The sequence below is a fragment of the Acinetobacter sp. YH12140 genome (genome assembly GCF_013418475.1).
GTDB classification, from domain to species: Bacteria; Pseudomonadota; Gammaproteobacteria; order Pseudomonadales; family Moraxellaceae; genus Acinetobacter; species Acinetobacter amyesii.
This window is the reverse complement of sequence record NZ_VPBZ01000006.1, coordinates 72,895-94,794: the sequence shown is the minus strand read 5'-3', so window position 1 is coordinate 94,794 and position 21,900 is coordinate 72,895. Positions and strand designations below refer to the sequence as shown.

Sequence of the window (21,900 nt, the reverse complement as noted above, 5' to 3'; positions counted from 1 at the left end):
AATGGATAATATTTATAGTAAAGATTTAAAAGATAATCCTAATTGTGCTACATGTCAAAGAACAAGTATGTTTGTCCCTGTACGTATAGCAATAGCTATAGATGATCAAACTGTTGACAATCCTTTTGGACCACCAGATTATCTTATAAAGTCTTTACCTCAGTTACCAAATGGACTTACTTATATTTTGAGGCGTTTAAGTGAAGGATATGTTTACGCCTATTCAGATTCATGGAAGTTTGATCATTATAATGATGTTGATTTTCATGTATATCAAGTTAATGAAACAGGTTTTATTACAGCTGTCGATAAAGATGAAATAAATGAATTTAAACCATCTACATATCAATGTTTTCAAAGTGAAAAAACTACTAAGGAAATAAATATTACTAATGCATTAGGGTTGGATCTTTTTGTTAATATAGAAGAAAATAGTAAAATTAATATGATGTTTGCTAGGCATCAACTTTCACCTAAAACACTTGAAAATATAAAAAAAGAAAAAAATAATCGTGATATTATAATGCCATTAATAGATATAAAAAAGGGTTCAAATAATTTTTTGAATATAAAAGAGTGGGATATATTAGAGAATGTAGAGAATTTAAAAGACTCTTCCAAATTAGTTGCGTGGGAGAAAGATTTTGTTAATAAATTTTCTAAAATTAAATATTCGCATCCACATTATGCAAATAATCCTATATATCTACAAGCATATCAAAGGGATGAGGAAGGGAAAGTAATATTTGATAAAGATGATAATCCCATTCCAATTGAAGGAACAGAGGAGTTGTATGACATAATTAAAGAAGATCGACTAATTGTTTTGAATGATCCAATCGGAATGATTGAGGATCTGTTAAATATAATTGAATATAAGAAAAATTTATTTACTTCAGATCTAGATAAAAAAAAGTTTCAAGCTATGACGAATATTTTAACCTTGAAAGCTAATGTACAGGGAAAAATATTTACTGAGGAACTAAGTGATATAAAAACTCAGTATGACAGAAAAGTAATTTCTGAGGAAATGGGTAGACTTTCGTCTCTTGAGCAAGAAGGTTATGAAGTTAATAGACAAATTACGATTCAATATGAAAATAGATACTATGATTATACGTTAAAAGAAATCGAAAATCTTAATAAAAATGTCAAGAAAGAATTTGAAGATGCTTGGTACAAGAATGGTTTTTTTAGTAAATCATTTTCTAGTTATTATAAAGAAGAGGAAATGATTCAGTGGCTTGAATTATTAAATATGCAAAATGAAAATTATGTTAATAATAATTTATTGCCATTAATTGAGAAATATTTAAGTTTTTTAAAGTCCGATATTTTATTTAAATATATGGAATACAGTTTTGATCATGAAACTAAATTTTCTGCGACTAATTTTTTAGAAATTTGTTCTCGAATAATAGGTGAGTCTGATACTTTTAAAATTGTTTCAGAGTATTATTCTAAATTGCTAGATGAAAGTGATTTCAGTAATGGAAAAAACTATCTATTTCGTCTAATGACCTATGATTCTAAGAATATTCAATCAAAGGTTATAGCGGCTTCAGGGACATTAAATACTTATCAAATGACAGGTGTGGCATTTGCGACATCTCAATTGATTGATGAATCTGGTTTGAAAATATTAAATGGTGCTAATACTCAACTTAATCATTTGTCAGAAAGATTAAATAGCCTAAATAATTTACTAAGTGAGCAAATTGGAGGGTGTGCATCAAGAGTAATTAATGGGCAGGCAAAAAGAACATTTAATAAAACAGTTGCAATGAAATCACTTGAAACATTCTCAGATAAGTTGCTCATAGGTAGTGAGTATGAAGGTACGCTCAAACAAGTAACACAGAAAATTATCAAAGATTTTAATATTGATTATTCTGATTTAGTCTCTAAAAATAATCAAAGTAAAAGAAATGCTAAGAAAGCATTAAATTTGTCATATATAGCGAATATACAAAACTTGATTCAGGGTATTTTTATTTCAAATACAGATTTTTATAAATATGGAGAAAAAAATGTTAGAATAAAAGTGGTATTATTTAAAGATCGATCAGGGAGTTTAATCACAGGTGATGATGTGGTTCGAAATACTCAAGGAGAAATTATAAAAGCGCAAGATGATATTAATAAGGGAGAAGCTACTAAAAAGGCAGTTTATGCAAGAACGGGTACAGGTTTTGGTTTTGGTGTATTTGCTTTTAATTTACAATTTGTAACCCTTCTTGGAGCAATAGAAAAAACAACAGGAAGTGCACAAACACAATTTGAATTAGCTGCTGCATTAAGTGCTACTGTAGGTAACATTGCAGATGTGTTTAGTCGTAAATTAGATGCAAAAATAAAACTTATAGGTAGTGATGCGAGATCAAAAAGACTGCTTGAAGTACAACAGCGTATCATGAGATACGGTCTTTATGGAGCAGCATTAATTCTAAGTGGGATTGAAGTTTATAAAGGGATCAATGCAAGCAAACATAATAATTATGTGTTAGCTTTTAGTTATTTGGGTAATGCTAGTATGATTTTTTGGAGTACAAGCTTATTTGTTCGTGGAGCAAACTATTTGCGGTTAGGTTTAACTGGGGGATGGTGGGGGTTAATTACTTTACCGATTTTATATGGTATTTCACAATGGATTGAGTTTCAAAAAAATAATGTGATGAAAGAGTACATTGCAAAATCATTGTGGGGAGTTGAAAGTGCAGGTTGGTCGCTAGGTGGTGATGAGCAAGCCTTTAAAAACTCAGTAGGTAGTTAAAATGCTAAAAAATGATTATCAATGTGCTTTAAATACTATAGGTAAACCTTTTGAAATTAATGTGCGAAATAAGAATTTTCAAACGAGAATAAGAGAATTTAAATTAGAGAATTCGGAAAATATTCAACCTTTTGCTCATCGTAATATCATACGTATAAATTCAACTTATCTTGAATTGCTTGATAGTTGGGATGATATTCGAGGTATGCCAACGGCATTATTTTTACCTGCATTTTTTGTACTTTTATTTGGTTTTGTAGGTACTCTTTATACTTTGTTTTTAACAATAATAGATAAAGAATATGCAATAGCAATAGCATTTTGTCTTTTATCTATTTTTTTTTCTTATTTAATTTATAATTTTTATACGATGGGTGGTAAAACCGATTTATTTGGAAAAACATATTATCCTATCCGCTTGAATAGAAAAAATCGAAAAGTTTATGCTTTTTCTCCTTATAGGGGAAAAATTATTGAGCTCGATTGGGATGCTTTAAGATTTTCAGAAATGGGGTTCCATACAGGCTTTGAAAGGGAAATTCGAGCAAGTGTTGTCGATGAAAAGGGTATAGTTCAAGAAGAAATTATTTTATTTCGATATAGATCTTATATTAATGATATCGCTGAGAATAAGTTAGCATTTTTAAAAATCTATATGGATACAGATGACTTAAAGACTGTAGATCATGAGATTTCAGAATACTTCGATATTTATAATAGAAAGGAAACAGCAAAAGAAACATTAGAACGTTTATATTTGGCTTTTAACCATGAGGAATGGGAGACGAATCAGCGTAATAATAAGAAGGATTTAGTAGTGTTGTTTTACGAAATGCTATTCGCTTTCCCGTTATTCTTTCTAAGACGGTTGGGTTTAATCTTTTCAAAAGTTCCTATTTGGCCTGAATATATAGAACAAGAGTGTGCTGTTGCTGAAAATGACCCTTATGATTCGATGAAAAATAAACGTAAACTGCCACCAATACAATTTACCTTAGTTGAAATTATACTTCTAAGTGTGGGATGTATTGTGATGATGAGTTTGGCGGGATTATTTTTTTATGCTGTGGCTTATTGGGGTTTGCATAGATAATATTTTGAAAAGTATAATTAGTTTAAATAAATATTGAAATAAAAAGCCCTTCAGGGCTTTTTATCTATAACTTAAGGTAATTGCTTAATCGGACTACCACCCAACGCCTGCATCAAAGTTACATAAGCATTGTATTGACTCTGCTTAGTTTGAACCAAAGACAGTCGTGCATTACGCGTGGTCTCCTGTGCATCAAGCAAGTTTTTTAAGGCAATCGCACCATGACGATAACGCACTTCAGTCAAACGCTCGGTCTTTTCTGCAAGCTGTAAATTACGTTCTTGTAATGCAACTTGTTGGCTTAACTCAGTACGATTGGATAGTGCATTTTCCACATCGGCAAAAGCCTGATACAAGGTCTGACGATATTGAATAATGGCTTTTTCATAGTCTAAGTCACTAATCGCCAAATCCTTTTTCATATCGTTATATTGCAAGAAAGGTAAACTTAAACTTGCACCCAATGCCAAAGCAGGATTTTGCAATAAATTACTCAAAGAGGTACTACTCGAGCCTAAACTGCCAGTCAAACTAATCGAAGGGTAGTAACTCGCTTTCGTTGCATCTTTATTTGCCAAAGCTTTACGCAATCTTAATTCGCTCGCTTGTAAATCTGGACGGCGAGACAACAACTCGGCAGGTAAACCTGCTGCAATCGTCGGTAATGCAATTCGAGGTAAACGCTGCGGCTCTGAAATATTCAGTTGTTGCACAGGTTGATGCAATAACACAGCCAATGCAGTCCGAGTTTCTACTTTTTGTTGGGCAATTTGGCTTAAGGTCGCTTTTTGACTTTGCACCGATTGCTCGGCTTGCGTTAGATCTAAACCTGACACAGCACCGGCTTTATATTGCACCTTGACCAAGTCATAGGTTTTTTGCGTACTGGCCAAATTTTGCTGCGCAATACTGTAGCGCTCATTTAAATAGCCAAGTTGCCAATATAGGTTTGCTGTTGTTGCAATCAAACTTTGGGCAGTGGCTTGCAGGTCTTGTTCAGTTGCTAAAGCTTCCCATTTTGCGGCCTCAGTCTGGCTAGCCAAACGACCAAATAAATCTACTTCATAACTGACGCCACCACTGAGTGATACACCTTTTGATGAGTCATCACCTGAGTTAAGGTTAAAGTTATGCCCAGTTGAAACACTTGAACTCACGCGTGGCCCTTGCTGATTCTCAGCCAAACCAGCTTTTAGTCGAGCTTGCTGTAAATTAATACCTGCAACAGCAAGGTCTGTATTGGCAGCTAAAACTTGATTCACCAACTGGTTCAATTCAGCATCATTAAACAATGTCCACCATTGGTCAGCATAAGTATCTGCATGAACTTGCTGACTCATGGCTTTCGCATTTTGAAATTGCGTCGGGATTTGTGTTGCAGGGGCTTCATACGGCGTCTTAACCACAGCGGCACAGCCGACTAAGCTACTTCCGAGAATGAAGGCACTTGCAAGTTTAGTTAAGGTCATTTGCATCATTATTTCCTTATTCGCGAGAAAGCGCATCGACAGGGTTCAGCTGTGCGGCATTACGTGCAGGAATAAAGCCAAACACAATACCAATCATACTAGAGCAGACAAAAGCAGCAACGATAGACGTCGTTGAATAGGCCATTTGGAATGTTCCACCGGCAAAATGACTAATCAATTGTCCAATACCTAAAGATAATAAAACCCCAAGCACACCGCCTAAGATACACACCAACACCGCCTCAATCAGGAACTGCTGTAAAATATCACTTTGACGGGCACCCACGGCCATACGTACACCAATTTCTTGAGTACGCTCAGTCACAGAAACCAACATAATGTTCATGACCCCAATACCACCGACGATCAATGAAATCACCGCAATCGCAGACACCAATAAGGTCATTGTTGCAGTGGTTTGTTGAATGGTTTCACGGATACTATCGGAGTTTTGTGTAAAGACATCTTGCGCGCCATGACGTTGCACTAACAAGTTTAATATGGCGTTTTCAGCAGCGGCACTTGGGTATTCATCTTTTACGCGGACAATGATGCTACGTACGTTCGACTGCCCCAGCATACGACTCATAACCGTTGAATACGGCAAATACACATTCAGGCTATCTGAGTTGCCCATCATGCTTTTTTGTTCTTCGATCACGCCAATGATACGGCTCGGCACACTGCCTAATAAAATCACTTGACCCACAGGGTTGGTGCCATCTGCAAAGAAGGTATTTTTAGTATTACTATCAATCACCACATCTTGCGCTTGCTCAGTCACGCTTTCTTTATCAAAAGGCTGACCCGAAGCGAAGTTCATTCCTTTGACATAGAAGAAATCTTCACTCACGCCATTTACTGTGGTTGACGCTTCTGTGTCTTTAAAACGTGCTGTGACAGATGAGTTGACTGATGGACTGACACCGTCAACATAAGGTTGTTCCGCAAGGGCCGTCGCATCGGCTGGAACCAATGTTTTTACTTGCGATGATCTTGAGTTATCACCAAATCCACGACCTTGATACACCGTGATGGTATTGGTACCTAAACTACTGATATTTTCTAAAATCTGCTTTTGCGAACCATTCCCAAGAGCCACAACAGAAACCACAGAGGCAATACCAATAATGATCCCGAGCATGGTTAAAAATGTTCGCATACGGTGAGCATTCATGGCTAAAATCGCCATACGGAAGGCTTCACCTAAACGGTCAACGGCAGAGCGCCAGCTTGAGGTTTTTTTCTGTGTGTTTGGAACGAGTTGTTGTTTTTCTAAAGGTTCATCATCTGTTTCAGGTACATTGGGCTGATCTGAAATGATGTTACCATCTGAAATTTCAATAATTCTAGTCGCATTTTTTGCAACATTATGGTCGTGCGTGACCAAAATAATGGTATGACCTTTGGCATTGAGTTCGCGCAAAATCCGCATTACTTCAATACCACTATTCTTATCCAATGCACCGGTCGGTTCATCGGCAAGAATAACATCGCCACCATTCATGAGGGCACGCGCAATCGATACACGTTGTTGCTGACCACCCGAGAGTTGGCTCGGACGGTTTTGGGTTTTTTCACCCAGTCCAAGATCGGTTAGTAGTTGCTTGGCACGTGCATTGCGTTCGGTTGCATCTGCACCGGCATAGATTGCAGGAACTTCGACGTTACCAGCAGCATTCAAATCACCGAGTAAGTGATAGCGCTGGAAAATAAAGCCAAAATATTCACGGCGTAACTGTGCCAGTTCATCTGGTTCAAGTTCACGGGTTTCACGCCCCTTGACCTTGTAACTGCCATTGGTTGGCTTATCAAGGCACCCCAAAATGTTCATGAGGGTAGATTTACCAGAACCGGACTGACCTACAATTGCTACCAGTTCACCTGGGTAAATCTCAAGATTAACCCCTTTTAGAATTTGGACTGTGCTTTCACCGGCAGGGAATTCACGCGTCAGATTCTTGACCTCGAGTAGAGGTGTTTGATGTTGACTCATGATTACATTCTCATTGGGCCGCCAGCACCACCGCGGTTGCTGCGTTTCGCTGAATCATTTGAAGTATCAGAACCGTCGGCAATCACGACTTTGTCACCTTGTTTTAAGCCACGGATCACTTGTGCGGTCACACGGTTATTTAAACCGAGTAATACCTGTTGTGGTTGAGCTGAACCATCGGCTTGTAGTACACGAACCATCGCAACGCTGGCTTTACCTTGTTTGACCAATGCTTTTTCAGCTTCAGTCAGTTCTAAAAGTTTAGGACGGTTTGGATTGTCTTTGTTCGATCTAGCTTCTGCGTTGGCATTTTTATCAGCAGATTGACCATTTGCAGATGCATTATTACGGCTACGTTGTGGACGGTTCGAGGTTTGAACGGCTGCGGCAGGTACAGTCAAGACATTCTTGGCTTCATCTAAAATGATATACACCTGAGCAGTCATATCGATACGCAATTTACCGTCTTCATTTGGGACATCAAATAACGCGTTGTAGTAAACCGCAGTACTTGAAGACGAAGAGGTGTTGTTGTTACTTTCGGTGTTAATTGAGTTTGGCGCAGGCTCAACTTGGCGCAGGGTAGCATAGTGTTTTGTTTCACTGTCGCCCAAGGTTGTAAAATAAACGTTTTGACCTTCTTGGACTTTCATCACATCGGCTTCAGAAATTTCAGCTTTAATGGTCATGGTGTCGAGTTTTGCCAATTTCACAATGGTTGGCGCACTTTGGTTGGCATTTACGGTTTGGCCTTCTTCAGTCACAATCGCCACGATGGTTCCATCCATAGGTGCAACAATTTGTGTATAGCCTAAGTCTTCTTTTGCAGTCGCTAAAGTTAAACGTGATTGTTCGATTTGTGCATTAATGGCTGCAATATCAGCTTGCGCAGTTTTATAACTTGCTAGCGCAGATTCAAGTTCTGCACGACTAGTCGCGTCTTGAGCGTACATTGCTTGTTGACGATTATATTCAGCTTGGACTTTTGCAAGATTTGCTTGTTTAACTGCCAATTGCGCTTGTTGGTTTTTGATGCTGGCTTCTGCAGTTTTTAAATCATTTTCCTGACGTACCGAGTCAATACGGGCAATCAGCTGACCTTGTTTCACTTCATCACCGAGTTGCACATACATCTTTTTCACCTGACCAGAAACCTGTGCACCAACACTCACCATTTTGGTTGCTTCAAGTACACCTGTTGCAAGTACAGAGTTTTCAATGTCACCACGACTCACTTCAGCAGTAATATATTGCGGCTGAGTTTCTTTAGGTTTTAGGAAATGCCATGCAGTGACAGCGATTGCCAAAGCAACGATGATGGCTACGATCAATTTTGCTGGTTTTATTTTTGGCATGATTGGCAGTTAAAAGTTTATAAAGATGATTGAATTATAAGATTTAAATACGGATAAATTGTGAACTTTTTGAACAAACAGTAATGATAATTATTCTTTCATACTGGAATGCAAGTTATTACAGCCTTTTATTAGACTAGAAGAGTCTGCGCCCACACAAGCTGGCAATAGCTTGTTGTACCAAGTGCTCAGGATTTTCATGACCTAAACCTTTTATTGACGCGTCTAAACGAAGTAATAGGGCAGGCCAAGTCAAAAAATCGTTCGCATTTAAACGGCGTAACGCTTGTTGATACAGCCCGACTTTGGTTTTCCAAATACCGATTTGCAAGGCATTTTGTGGCTGCTCAAACAGTTGCATCAGCAAACGCATTTCCTTACTGATACTCCATAAAATCAGCGACATCGGCTCGCCTGAAGCGATTAAGTATTGAAAGATTTTTATCGACTGTGCCAAATTGCCTTGCAGCATGGCATCATTTAAATCGTAAGTGGTATAGCGTGACTGATCTTGTAAGCAAGAGTACAGATGATCAATCTGAATCATTTCAGCTTCAGGAAAAGTATCTGCGACACGCATTAAACTATTTTTTGCAGCCAGTAAGTTGTGCTCATGATGCTGTTCTAGCCATTGCCAAGCATCATTGGCGAGTTTAATGCCGAGCTTTTGTGCTTCAACGGCCAAAATTTGCTGACGATCTTTAGGGTAGTTTGCAGTCAGTGCAACATTGACTCCATTGGCATCAATGGTTTGGAAGAAACTGGTCTTTAAACTCGCACTGTCTTGCTTCGGCATGACCACGAGCAGCAAGTTACTTTCATTTTGCTGCAAATAGCTTTTTAACAATTTTAGTCCATTGGCATCGGGTTTAATGCTGCCATGTGCCTCAATTGCCAGTTGACTGGAAAATAATGACAAGCTATTTAAAGCATTAAAGACATGTTTCCAATCAGCAGCAGAGCTAATGTCATACCGTTGACGCTCGACTTCTCGAGTGTTCCAACTCTTACGAAATGCATCCAGGAGATTTTGTTCAAGTAAAGGCTCTTGACCATGCAGCACCCAGGCACCTTGCGCTTCATCTACACGTTTTAATGCCTGAAGATAGTCAAGTTTCATAAATCAAAATTACTCAGCTTTGGTTGGTGCAGTTAGTGGGTTCGCTTTTGGTAAACGGTTTGATGAAATTTGGCGCACGATCTGTTGTGCAATGTCATCAATAATCACTTGTTTTAAATATTTTTCTTCTTGGTCATCGGTGTTCACGGTTGCTACGTCGTATTGGTAGCTACGTGTTGCCATCAATGTGCGGGGTTCAGTCACAGGGTTGCCTTGGGCATCTTCAATTTGGAACGTCACATTCAAGCGCAGTAAAGTTTCAACCAATTTACCATTGAGTTCTAAACGTCGCGGAGTGTAATCCAACACATGTAAGACATATGCATTTTGATTATTACTCAATTGCACGCCTGCAGAACCTAAATAAATCGCTAACTTTTCATGTAAGTCATCTGTATCTTCAGGAAGTGCCAATCGCATATTGGAATAGGCTACAGGTACAGCAGCAGGGTTGGTGCCTTTTAAATGAAAACCACAACCGACCATGCCTGCGCTCAGGCCCATAGTTAATACAATTGCAGCAACACGTTGAACCAAGTGCATAAAGTGTCCTCTGTTTCCCGAAGGGATAATGTTGAAATCCTGTGTGGATTGTAAAGTCAAAGCCCGTTGACTCGCAACGGGCTTTGTTTGGGAATTGTGAAATCCTTTTGTTCCCTCTCCTCATAGGAGAGGGTTAGGGAGAGGTTAATTACCCTCATCCCAACCTTCTCCCAAAGGGAGAAGGAAATATAAGGAATTTAAACCACCAAGTTCACTAATTTATTCGGCACCACAATTTCTTTCTTGGTTGGACCAGTCAAGAATTGTTGAACTTCAGGTAATGCTTTTGCTTGGGCCAAAATGTCATCTTTAGAGGCATCGACAGACACTTCTAATTTGCCACGAAGTTTACCGTTCACTTGCACTACAATCGTTTGTGTATTGCGAGTCAGCGCAGATTCATCTACAGCAGGGAAGCGTGCTGATGTTAATTCGATACCAAACTCAGCCAATAAGGTTTGGCTTAAATGTGGTGCAAACGGAGCCAGTAAAGTTAGAAGGGTAATGATTGATTCACGTGCAACGGCAACGTCGTTGTCATCTTTCGCTTCAAACTTATTGTTTGCATTCAAAAGTTCCATCATCGCAGCAATTGCGGTGTTGAAGGCATGACGACGCGCAATGTCATCACCCACTTTTTGAATGGTTTCGTGTGTTTTACGACGTAAGTCTTGTGCAGCGGTAGAAAGTGTCGCTTTGTCGATGTTTACAGCAGAGTTGCCTTGTTCAAGGAAACCTGTTGCTAGGCGCCATACACGTTTTAAGAAACGGTTTGCACCTTCAACACCAGCGTCAGACCATTCTAGTGATTGATCTGGTGGTGCAGCGAACATCATGAATACACGTGCAGTATCTGCACCGTATTGGTCAATAATCGCTTGCGGGTCGATACCGTTATTTTTCGATTTCGACATTTTTTCTTGACCGCCAACCACGACGTCTTGACCATCACCTTGATATTTCGCAGAAATGATACGGCCTTTTTCATCACGTTCTAAATCGATGTCAGCAGGGTTAAACCAAGTTTTCTTACCTGACTCAGATTCACGGTAGTAAGTATCCGCAAGAACCATACCTTGAGTAAGCAAGTTGGTGAATGGCTCGTTCCCTTGTACCACACCTTCATCACGCATCAATTTGTGGAAGAAGCGTGCATAAAGTAAATGAAGAATTGCGTGTTCAACACCACCGATGTATTGGTTCACAGGTAACCAAGTTTGACCCGCTTCAGGTTTCACCATACCGTCAGTGAAATCTGGAGATGCATAGCGTGCATAGTACCAAGATGATTCTACAAAGGTATCCAAAGTATCTGTTTCACGACGAGCATCGCCACCACAGCATGGGCAAGTTGTTTCGTAGAATTCAGGCATTTTGTTGAGTGGATTGCCTGAACCATCCGGCACCACGTCCGTTGGCAATACAACTGGAAGTTGTTCTTCAGGTACTGGAACCTGACCACATTTTTCACAGTTGATCATTGGAATTGGACAACCCCAATAACGCTGACGAGAAACACCCCAGTCACGTAAACGGAATTGAACTTTCGAGTTGGCAAGTCCAGTAGGTTCTAATTTTGCAAGGAATGCATCGTACGCGCCTTGTAAGTCTAAGCCGTCAAATTCGCCTGAATTCACCAGTTTGCCGTCTTTAGAGCCATACCATTCTTGCCAAATTGTTGCGTCAAAGTCTGCATCGTCTGCACCTTTGGCATCAATCACTTGCTTGATGGTTAAGCCATATTTATTCGCAAATTCGAAGTCACGTTCATCGTGTGATGGAACCGCCATCACCGCACCTGAACCGTAAGACATCAAGACGTAGTTTGCGATCCAAACAGGAACTTCTTCACCTGTAACTGGGTGCTTCACAGAAAGACCAGTTGCCATGCCTTTCTTTTCAGCAGTCGCAAGATCAGCTTCTGCAACAGAACCCATACGGCATTCTTCGATAAATGCAGCAAGCTCAGGATTGCTTTCCGCAGCTTTAAGTGCCATCGGATGTTCTGCTGCAACCGCAACATAAGTCACACCCATGAGTGTGTCAGCACGAGTGGTAAATACAGTTAAACCATCTGCGTAAATATCTGGATTCGCTGAAGGGAAGGTAATTTCCATACCCTGTGAGCGACCAATCCAGTTACGTTGCATGGTTAAAACTTGCTGTGGCCAGCCGTCTTTTAATGTTTCTAAATCGTCAAGTAATTCTTGCGCATAGTCAGTGATGCGGAAGTAGTACATTGGAATATCACGTTTTTCGACCAATGCACCAGAACGCCAGCCACGACCATTTTCAACTTGTTCATTCGCCAAAACAGTTTGGTCTACAGGATCCCAATTCACTGTAGAAAGCTTACGGTAAATTAAGCCTTTTTTATAAAGCTGAACGAATAACCATTGTTCCCATCGGTAGTATTCCGGTGTGCAAGTCGCGAATTCACGATCCCAATCTACAGAAAGACCTAACTTTTTAAGCTGATTACGCATGTAATCAATGTTTTCAAAAGTCCATTTTGCAGGAGCGACTTGATGGGCAATCGCCGCGTTTTCAGCAGGCAAACCGAAAGCATCCCAACCCATGGGTTGTAGCACAGTTTCACCTTGTAAACGGTGGAAACGGCTGATCACATCACCAATGGTGTAGTTACGCACATGACCCATATGCAGTTTGCCACTTGGATAAGGGAACATAGAGAGGATATAACGACGTGGTCCTTCTACTTGGTCGGCAACTTTAAAGGCTTTGCGATTTTCCCAGTCTTGTTGGACTGTAGGTTCAATCGCACTGGCTTGATATTCAGGGTCAATGTGAGTAGTAGTCATAAACGTAAATAGAAATAACGGTTAAAAAGTTTGTGCTACAGCATAGCGCAAAATACGCCTAGAGTGAATTTTGCGATGCTGTGTAGATGTAAATAATTTAAGTCAAAATTGAAGGCTTTGGCGTAAATTATTGTGGTGCGGAGGCTACGGCTTGACCTTGGCGGAGCGCTGCATTGGCTTCGCGTTGTTGTTCCGCCAGTTGCTCATTTTGTTCATTCGACTGTTCGGCTTCACGTGAAACCTCTTGTTGATTTTTGGCTGGAGCAGATTGCGTAGTCGTTGTTGCACCATAGGTATTCACTTTACCTTTACGCTGCGCATTTTTTGGCGGTGGCGTGGTGGTGTAATGCGTTGAACCTTTTGCATCCACCCACTTGTAATATTCTTTCGCTGAAAGGTCCAAACTGGTCAGGCAAAATGCCATGCTAGATAAAATACAGGCAGTGCGAGCAATCGTCGTCTTCATCATAAATTCAGTCCCATAGTTAGAGTGATCATGCAAAATTATGCTGAAAATTTTGCGCTTTTTTGACAGTAGAATCTATGCATTTTTTAGCACAAAGGATAAAAGGGACATCGCGTGGGATGAATAACTTTGTGAATGATGAATTGGGGGATTTATAAGCAATAAAAATATTGGATTCTTATCATTTAACCTATGCAGCAACTTCAATGTAAGGCAATTGAATTAAAAACATACATCCATTCATTTAATTTATTTATTAGATTTATAAAAGTATTTTATTAAATACATGCTAACTGGTTATAAATAAACAAACTACAAAGAATACGAAGAAAGAGAGGGTGCTTAAAAAACAAACGGTCTGTAAGTAATCAGAAAAAAGCCGATTTTTAAACTTGACTTTAATGGTTGAAACTACAAAAATGCTGTCTTTAGTTTTATATGCCTTAGATCGATCACCCTTCGAATGAGTGCATTTTAGCAATGGACTTCTTCTCTAGCCGAGACGTTGAACAAAGCCAACAAAATATGTTTATCCCAACATGTTTTAGACCCCATATTGCTCAAACAGCAAGCAGGTCAGATTTTTTTCTTATTGCTATGAAAACTATGAAATTTGTGTGCTATAACAGAGCACACAGTTAATGAATTAACCACGACAAATGCCCTCCATTTGTGCGTGAAAAAAGATTAGGGTGAATCACGTTGGAACTTTTATCTGGTGGTGAAATGCTCGTACGCGCTTTAGCGGACGAAGGCGTTGAACATGTTTTTGGATACCCAGGCGGCGCAGTACTGCATATTTATGATGCGCTATTTCAACAAGAAAAAATCAATCATTACCTAGTGCGCCACGAGCAAGCTGCTGGTCATATGGCTGATGCTTACTCACGTGTCACAGGTAAAACAGGTGTAGTACTGGTGACATCTGGTCCGGGTGCAACAAATACCGTAACTCCAATTGCAACTGCCTATATGGACTCAATCCCAATGGTGATTTTGTCAGGTCAGGTTGCAAGCCATCTTATCGGTGAGGATGCGTTCCAAGAAACTGATATGGTCGGTATTTCGCGCCCAATCGTAAAACACAGCTTCCAAGTACGTCATGCAAGCGAAATCCCTTCGATTATTAAGAAGGCATTTTATATCGCTTCAAGTGGTCGTCCGGGTCCTGTTGTCGTTGATATTCCAAAGGATGCGACGAATCCTGCAGAGAAATTTGCTTACGAATATCCTGAAAAAGTGAAAATGCGTTCGTATCAACCGCCGCATCGTGGTCACTCAGGTCAAATTCGTAAAGCAATTGATGAATTGATTCATGCTAAACGCCCAATTATTTATTCAGGCGGTGGTGTGGTTCAAGGCAACGCTTCTGCACAGTTGACAGAACTTGCACATTTATTGGGTTATCCAGTAACCAGTACCTTAATGGGTCTTGGTGCGTATCCAGGCAATGATGAACAGTTCATCGGTATGTTGGGTATGCATGGTACTTACGAAGCCAATATGACCATGCACAATGCAGATGTGATTCTGTGTGTAGGCGCGCGCTTCGATGACCGTGTAACCAATAATCCAGCGAAATTCTGTCCAAATGCAAAAGTCATTCATATTGATATTGACCCAGCAACGATTTCAAAAACAATTATGGCGCACATCCCAATTGTGGGTGCAGTAGAGCCTGTATTGACTGAAATGTTGGCGCAATTAAAACAATTGAATGTGTCTAAACCAAATCCTGAAGATATCGGGGCTTGGTGGAAACAAATCAATGAATGGCGCCAAGTTCATGGTTTGAACTATGACAAACCAACTGATGGTTCGATGAAGCCACAGCAAGTTGTTGAAGCGTTGGATAAAATTACCAATAGTCAAGCCATCATTACTTCAGACGTTGGTCAACACCAAATGTTTGGTGCGCTTTACTACAAATACACACGTCCACGTCAATGGATCAACTCAGGTGGTCTAGGAACCATGGGTGTAGGTTTGCCATATGCTATGGCAGCTAAACTTGCCTTCCCAGATCAACAAGTAGTGTGTATTACTGGCGAAGCATCGATTCAGATGTGTATCCAAGAACTATCTACATGTAAGCAATATGGCTTGAATGTAAAAATTCTATGCTTGAATAACCGTGCATTAGGTATGGTTAAGCAATGGCAAGACATGAACTACGAAGGTCGTCACTCAAGCTCGTATGTTGAGTCACTTCCTGACTTCCCTAAATTAATGGAAGCGTATGGTCATGTAGGTATTCAAATTGACCATGCAGATGAACTCGAGTCGAAGCTTGCTGAAGCGATGGCGATCAATGACAAGTGCGTGTTTATTAACGTGATGGTTGACCGTTCAGAGCATGTATATCCAATGTTGGTTGCTGGCCAGTCAATGAAAGATATGTGGTTAGGCAAAGGAGAGCGCACACAATGAGACATATTATCTCTGTACTTGTAGAAAACGAAGCAGGTGCGCTTTCACGTTTGGTAGGTTTATTCTCTCAGCGTGGTTATAACATTGAGACATTAAACGTAGCGCCAACAGAAGATCCGACGCTTTCGCGTTTGACTTTAACCACGTATGGCGATGAGCATAAAATTGAACAAATCACCAAACAACTCAACAAGCTTGTCGAAGTTGTTAAAGTTGTTGATTTGTCTGAAGGTGCTCATATTGAACGTGAATTGATGTTAATTAAAGTCAAAGCACTTGGTTCAGCGCGCGCAGAAATTAAACGTACTGCGGATATTTTCCGTGGACAAATTGTAGACGTAACACCAACGACATATACCATTCAAATCGCAGGTACAACTGAAAAGATAGATGGTTTTATTGATGCCTTAGCTGAAAATACAATTCTAGAAGTTGTACGTTCAGGTGTTTCAGGTATCGCACGTGGCGAAAAAGTTTTAACTATCTAATTTTATATTTTCACCTCACTCCTATGGGTGAGGTACTTGAAACGTGAATAATCAAACAGAATCACGTTATCAAGTTAAAGGAAACAAAAGCATTTTAGCGGAGACAGCAATGCAAATTTTTTACGATAAAGACACAGACTTATCTATCATCCAAGGCAAAAAAGTAGCAATCATTGGTTATGGTTCACAAGGCCATGCTCATGCGCTTAACCTTAAGGATTCAGGCGTTGATGTAACTGTTGGTCTACGTGCTGGTTCTACTTCTTGGAAAAAAGCTGAAAATGCTGGTCTTAAAGTTTCAGAAGTTCCTGCTGCTGTAGCTCAAGCTGACTTAGTTATGATTTTGACTCCAGATGAGTTCCAATCACAACTATACCGTGACGTAATTGAGCCAAACATCAAGCAAGGTGCAACGCTAGCATTTGCTCATGGTTTCTCTGTTCTTTATAACCAAGTTGTTCCACGTGCTGACCTTGACGTAATCATGGTTGCTCCAAAAGCACCAGGTCATACTGTACGTTCAGAATTCCAACGTGGTTCAGGTGTACCTGATCTTATCGCTGTTCACCAAGATGCTTCTGGTAATGCACGTAACGTTGCACTTTCTTACGCTTCAGGTGTTGGTGGCGGCCGTACTGGTATTATCGAAACTTCATTCCGTGAAGAAACTGAAACTGACCTTTTCGGTGAGCAAGCAGTTCTTTGTGGTGGTGCTGTTGAATTGGTTAAAATGGGCTTCGAAACTTTGGTTGAAGCTGGTTATGCACCAGAAATGGCTTACTTCGAATGTCTACACGAACTTAAATTGATCGTTGACTTAATGTTCGAAGGCGGTATCGCGGACATGAACTACTCGGTATCAAACAATGCTGAATATGGCGAATACGTAACTGGTGTTGAAGTAATCAACGAACAGTCTCGTGAAGCAATGCGTAATGCACTTAAACGTATTCAATCTGGCGAATACGCGAAGATGTTCATCCAAGAAGGTGCGTTGAACTATCCTTCTATGACTGCTCGTCGTCGTCAAAACGCGGCGCATGGTATCGAAGTAACTGGTAACAAGTTACGTGCGATGATGCCTTGGATCCAAGCGAACAAAATCGTTGATAAAGAGAAAAACTAATTTCTTGAATCAATTGATTTGAATACGAAGACCCACTCATTTTGAGTGGGTTTTTTAATATCTAAAGTTACTTGCCTTAAAAATAGAAAAGTAGTGCTCTCATTCCTTACGCGTCACTCAAAACAGTGTGCTGCCTCGTTGTACTTCGTACAAAACAATGTTTTGTACTCGTTCATACTTTGGATCCAAGCGAACAAAATCGTAAGCAAAGAAAAGAATTTATTTAATTATCTTTTGAGTTTTATGCTACAAGGAACCCAATATTAGCGTGGGTTAGAATAATGATTTTATATAAATATGTGAGTTTTGAAGCTGCTTTAACGATTTTAAAAACAAAATCTCTAGGTTTTCACATTTAGAAGATTTTAATGACCCATTTGAATGCACTGGTTTTGGTTTTTATGATTTGGATGTACCGACATCGGTAGCAGTAGGGCATTCCGAAATCAGTTTTCTAGAAAATATGTGATTTTAAGTTTGACTAGAACTGCTTTAAATCTACTCATCTGGCCACATTATGGGGATAGTTAAAAAAGGTGTCGTGATCGGAATAGACACATGCAAAGCAGGCCTTAAAGATGGTGATCAATTTATTATTCCTTCAACAAAAGGGGAGTTGAGATATTTAAAAACAGCGCCGAAGCAGGCCAATGTGGCAAGTGTTGAAAAATTAATGTCGGTAGGAAATTCAAATATTTTAAATTGGGATAATGAAGAGGTTTTAATAAAGCATGGTTTGCTTTATAAAATGCAGGAATGGGCATACAAAGAGGAAGTACGTATTGTAAAAAATATTAGCGATGCTCAATTCGGGTATCACTTTTCTACAAAAACACATGTATATATCAATGACCAACTTTGGCAAAGAGTCCAATTGCAAACGCGTCCAATTTATACGTTAAAATTGCCTGAAGAAGCCTTTGTTGAAGTATATGTTGGGAAAAATGCATATATTGATTGCATATTGATCTTAGAAGAAAGCAAGAGCTTGTGAAGCTAGTAATTGATCATAAGGTAGATCAGTTTGAATTGCTGAAAGATCTATGTATTCAATTTAATATTGGTTTGAAATGTATTTCATTAGATTTGGAAACTTGGGCTTTAAAAGCGACTCCAATTTAATCTGATGATTTGAGTTGTAGGTGGTTTCAAAACTCCTATATTTGTGTCATCTGTGTTGAATTTAGGTTGTGATAGAGTAGGCATTATTCATGCTGTATGGAGTGTGTAATTGCAATGAAAATATCAAAAATCTCTCTTTTACTCGCTCTTTGTCTACCAGTGGTGAGTTTTGCACAAGAGGCAGATATAACACTGCCTGAGTTAAAGCCTTTACCTGATGTTCGGATTTCCATGCAGCGGATGCTTCGCTCGACTGAAGGACGCTATTTCTTAGATTTGTATGCTGGTATATGGAATCCGCACGGGACTTTGACTGATCTGCAAGAGCCCAAACAAATTAACTTTAAAGGGACTCAAAAAGCTGATTTTATAGATCTGAATTCAGTCAATGTTGGGACTGAAAAAAGTGCTGCAACAGCTTATCGATTGGCAGGAACCTTGAATGCAAATACAGGCTCGTTTAAAGCTGAACTGATGGAACAAACGGCACCACCATCTACAAGTTATCTACAGTTTGAACCTGCGTTTAAAGCTGCAGATAAACCTATCCTGCTGTTTAAGTTTTATGGGGTGCAATCTGCAGACCAACCTTATGGGAAGTCTCTAAAACGCGTAGATGTGATTAATAAATCAAATGGCAAAGTACTACAGTCATTACAAGGCTTTAATGCCTTTGGGAATAGTATGGGATTCTTAGATGTAAACTTTGATGGATATTATGATGTTGTACTCTCAGACACTTCTGATGGTCGAAAAATAGAAGATAAGCGATTTATTTATTGGATGTACAATCCTAAAACGAAAAATTTTCAACGCTCACCACAATTGGAAAAAATTGTTGGCTTCCCAAAATTAAAAGGAGAGCTGCAGCAGATCGACTTTGGATCAGGTCAAATCTTTCGAGTCGATCAAGGATTGCTTTATCCAGTCAGTGAGTAAGTTAAATTTTTTAAAAAGCCCCATAACTTGGGGCTTTTTTTATTTATAGAATTTTCTAAAGAAGAATCCAGGCAGTTTTAAAAGAGGTGGTCCGTATTTTGAATAAAAAAAACAAAGTAAAATGAGTGTTGAAAGAGAGGAAGGGAATTTCAATATACATGATAATTCATGTAATAAGTTAGACTCTAAAAAATAGGAAAAACAAAAAATGAAATTTAAAGAAAGAAAATATGATTTACAAAAGCTTAACATTGGAAACTAAGACGTGTTTCAAAACCTGTAATTTAATACAAAGGCTCAGTATTTGGTGACGTAATTCTTGTATTGCGTTTCAAAAGACATACCTGAAAGTAGTGATTATATATTTAATATTCTATTTAAAATTTAAATTTAATCGGTCTTTACTATTAATATAGTTGAATATTCATGTAATATTGTTTTGTTTGAAAATTATTTTGAACTATTTCACAAATATTTGATGAAATATGTAACAGCCTATATTATTTTTAATGTTACTAAATTTAATAAAAACAATTAGATATAATATACCAAAAAATAGGGATATGAAAAAAATCCCCAAAATTTGGGATAAAGAGAAAAATTAAATAAAAATATAAAAATTAAAAATATTTAATATATTACAAACACATAATTTAAATATTTGTAAAAAATAATATTACATGAATATTCGTGTGAAATTTCCATATTAGGTTCTTTTTTTCTCAACATGATTAAGAATGAATCAGCACCTAGGGAAAGTAAGATTAATTAGTTTTTCTTAATAAATATCCTTTGATGCACATACTAATAAATCTCATATGAGAATGGAGAAGTGAAATGTCTACATCTAAAATTTTAACCGCAGTACTATCTGCAACATTGTTCGTAGCACTTCCAGCAACATCTGCAATCGCTGGTGGTAAAAAAGAATCTAAACAATGTGGCGGTGCGCCGTGTGAAGGCGAAATCGACATCGAGTTACAGATTCTGAAAGCATGTGAGCTTTTGGTAGGTAAAGACATCAAACTCGTTGAAGACAGTTATACAGGTGCTAGTAGCTTTCAAGTTACAACAAACACTCCATATACACTGAATTTATCTACAATGAATGCAGGCACAAGTGCAGATACTTTTGTAAAACATGAAACGACTACTGATAAAGTAGCTACAAAAATCACGACTACAAAAGGTGGTGTGAATTATCCAATCGGCTCTACACCTGTAGCTGGTATGAGTGTTGATAACTTCACAGTATCTGTTGCTCCAAAAACTGCAATTTCAGCGACTCAACGTGCTGGTACATACAAAGATACTTTATATATTAAAGTAGCTTACTAATCCAAATTTAGGGAGTTGATTCTACACAGTTAGGGTCAACTTCTTTTTATTTTGAATTGATAATAATATTTAAATGTACTGGGGTGAGTATATGAAAAGTTTATTCAAAGTCGTTTCATTAAGTTTAATGACTTGCTTATTGAGTGCTCAAATATTTGCAGGTATTTCAATTAGCCCTGTGCAATTATATTTAACCGATAAATCTAAACAACGCAGTGCGACATTTACTTTGGAATCGAAAGGGGATGATGAGACACCACGTATTTTTGAAGCTAAAGCATTTAAATGGACTCAAAATGCTGCAGGTGAAGATATTCTTTCACCTGAATCCAATATTATTATCAATCCGAAAAATTTCATTCTAAAACCAAACTCAAAACAAATGGTTCGTGTGGGTTTTACTCAATCTGTAGAGAGTATGAATCTACAACAAGAAGAAGCATGGCGTATTATTTATACTGAGCTACCTCAAGTGACGAACTCTGAATCGAAAATTGCACTGTTATTAAGTATTAATGTGCCATTTTTTGTCGGCAAACAAGAACCCGCTTATTTAAAATTTATTGCCAAAAAAATGAATGGTCGCACCATTATTCAGGTTGAAAATTTAGCAAAATCACACATTCAAATCCAAAAACTTTATGTCATCGATAAAAGCAAGAAAACAGTCGCTGAATCTTCCGATATGAAATATTTATTGGCATTAGGTAAAAACCAATACGACATCGGGAATGTTTCTTTACAAGGCGCTAGTAATTATAAAGTCGTTGTGGAAACAGATAAAGGTGACACTCCTTTGGAGTTTAATTTAGTTGAGTAG

17 protein-coding genes are annotated in these 21,900 nt (G+C 38.6%); 10 read left to right on the top strand and 7 right to left on the bottom strand.

Annotation, left to right across the window (positions count from 1 at the left end; translation table 11 throughout):
* Position 1: 1 nt before the first annotated feature.
* Positions 2–2,773, top strand: a complete 2,772-nt coding sequence (locus FTU75_RS09745) for a T6SS effector BTH_I2691 family protein (RefSeq protein WP_180115856.1) — start codon at positions 2–4, stop codon at positions 2,771–2,773.
* Between the two features lies 1 nt (position 2,774).
* On the top strand, positions 2,775–3,866 hold the full coding sequence (locus FTU75_RS09740; protein WP_180115855.1) for a DUF6708 domain-containing protein: 1,092 nt from the start codon (positions 2,775–2,777) through the stop codon (positions 3,864–3,866).
* A 71-nt stretch (positions 3,867–3,937) separates the two neighbouring features.
* Here FTU75_RS09740 and FTU75_RS09735 read toward each other — a convergent pair whose 3' ends face one another.
* From FTU75_RS09735 to FTU75_RS09705, 7 genes are all read right to left on the bottom strand, one after another.
* Positions 3,938–5,341, bottom strand: a complete 1,404-nt coding sequence (locus tag FTU75_RS09735; protein ID WP_180115854.1) for an efflux transporter outer membrane subunit — start codon at positions 5,339–5,341, stop codon at positions 3,938–3,940.
* Between the two features lie 10 nt (positions 5,342–5,351).
* Positions 5,352–7,331, bottom strand: coding sequence for a MacB family efflux pump subunit (locus FTU75_RS09730; RefSeq protein WP_180055667.1), 1,980 nt, complete (start codon positions 7,329–7,331; stop codon positions 5,352–5,354).
* Positions 7,332–7,333: 2 nt separating this feature from the next.
* Positions 7,334–8,686 carry a MacA family efflux pump subunit gene (locus FTU75_RS09725; protein ID WP_180115853.1) on the bottom strand — a complete coding sequence of 451 codons (1,353 nt, stop codon included), beginning with the start codon at positions 8,684–8,686 and terminating at the stop codon, positions 7,334–7,336.
* A 136-nt stretch (positions 8,687–8,822) separates the two neighbouring features.
* Positions 8,823–9,806 (bottom strand): DNA polymerase III subunit delta, encoded by a 984-nt coding sequence (gene holA / locus FTU75_RS09720; protein ID WP_180021025.1) that lies wholly within the window; start codon positions 9,804–9,806, stop codon positions 8,823–8,825.
* Positions 9,807–9,815: 9 nt separating this feature from the next.
* The gene (gene lptE / locus FTU75_RS09715; protein WP_078192675.1) at positions 9,816–10,349 is read right to left on the bottom strand and encodes an LPS assembly lipoprotein LptE; all 534 of its coding nucleotides are present in this window, start codon (positions 10,347–10,349) and stop codon (positions 9,816–9,818) included.
* Between the two features lie 197 nt (positions 10,350–10,546).
* Complete coding sequence (gene leuS / locus FTU75_RS09710) at positions 10,547–13,171, bottom strand: leucine--tRNA ligase (protein WP_180115852.1); 2,625 nt, start codon at positions 13,169–13,171, stop codon at positions 10,547–10,549.
* A 127-nt stretch (positions 13,172–13,298) separates the two neighbouring features.
* A complete protein-coding gene (locus FTU75_RS09705; RefSeq protein WP_373684107.1) occupies positions 13,299–13,595 on the bottom strand; it encodes a DUF4124 domain-containing protein in 297 nt (98 codons plus the stop codon).
* A gap of 744 nt (positions 13,596–14,339) precedes the next feature.
* On the opposite strand from FTU75_RS09705, the gene FTU75_RS09700 reads away from it, so the two are divergent.
* The 8 genes from FTU75_RS09700 to FTU75_RS09670 all read left to right on the top strand — a co-directional run bounded on the left by FTU75_RS09700 (position 14,340) and on the right by FTU75_RS09670 (position 21,900).
* Positions 14,340–16,067 (top strand): acetolactate synthase 3 large subunit, encoded by a 1,728-nt coding sequence (locus tag FTU75_RS09700; RefSeq protein ID WP_078192673.1) that lies wholly within the window; start codon positions 14,340–14,342, stop codon positions 16,065–16,067.
* The gene (ilvN, locus tag FTU75_RS09695; RefSeq protein ID WP_078189625.1) at positions 16,064–16,555 is read left to right on the top strand and encodes an acetolactate synthase small subunit; all 492 of its coding nucleotides are present in this window, start codon (positions 16,064–16,066) and stop codon (positions 16,553–16,555) included. The genes FTU75_RS09700 and ilvN overlap by 4 nt, the downstream gene beginning before the upstream one ends.
* A 109-nt stretch (positions 16,556–16,664) precedes the next feature.
* Positions 16,665–17,681, top strand: coding sequence for a ketol-acid reductoisomerase (gene ilvC, locus FTU75_RS09690; protein ID WP_078192867.1), 1,017 nt, complete (start codon positions 16,665–16,667; stop codon positions 17,679–17,681).
* 517 nt (positions 17,682–18,198) lie between these two features.
* Entirely contained in the window at positions 18,199–18,675 is a 477-nt protein-coding gene (locus FTU75_RS09685; RefSeq protein WP_180115851.1) for a hypothetical protein, read from the top strand.
* Positions 18,672–18,803 carry a hypothetical protein gene (locus FTU75_RS18455; protein WP_257223757.1) on the top strand — a complete coding sequence of 44 codons (132 nt, stop codon included), beginning with the start codon at positions 18,672–18,674 and terminating at the stop codon, positions 18,801–18,803. The genes FTU75_RS09685 and FTU75_RS18455 overlap by 4 nt, the downstream gene beginning before the upstream one ends.
* Positions 18,804–18,917: 114 nt before the next feature.
* On the top strand, positions 18,918–19,742 hold the full coding sequence (locus tag FTU75_RS09680) for a hypothetical protein (RefSeq protein ID WP_257223756.1): 825 nt from the start codon (positions 18,918–18,920) through the stop codon (positions 19,740–19,742).
* Between the two features lie 837 nt (positions 19,743–20,579).
* Positions 20,580–21,080: a hypothetical protein gene (locus tag FTU75_RS09675; RefSeq protein ID WP_078192670.1), complete on the top strand. Its 501-nt coding sequence runs from the start codon at positions 20,580–20,582 to the stop codon at positions 21,078–21,080.
* 91 nt (positions 21,081–21,171) lie between these two features.
* Positions 21,172–21,900, top strand: a complete 729-nt coding sequence (locus FTU75_RS09670; protein ID WP_180093362.1) for a molecular chaperone — start codon at positions 21,172–21,174, stop codon at positions 21,898–21,900.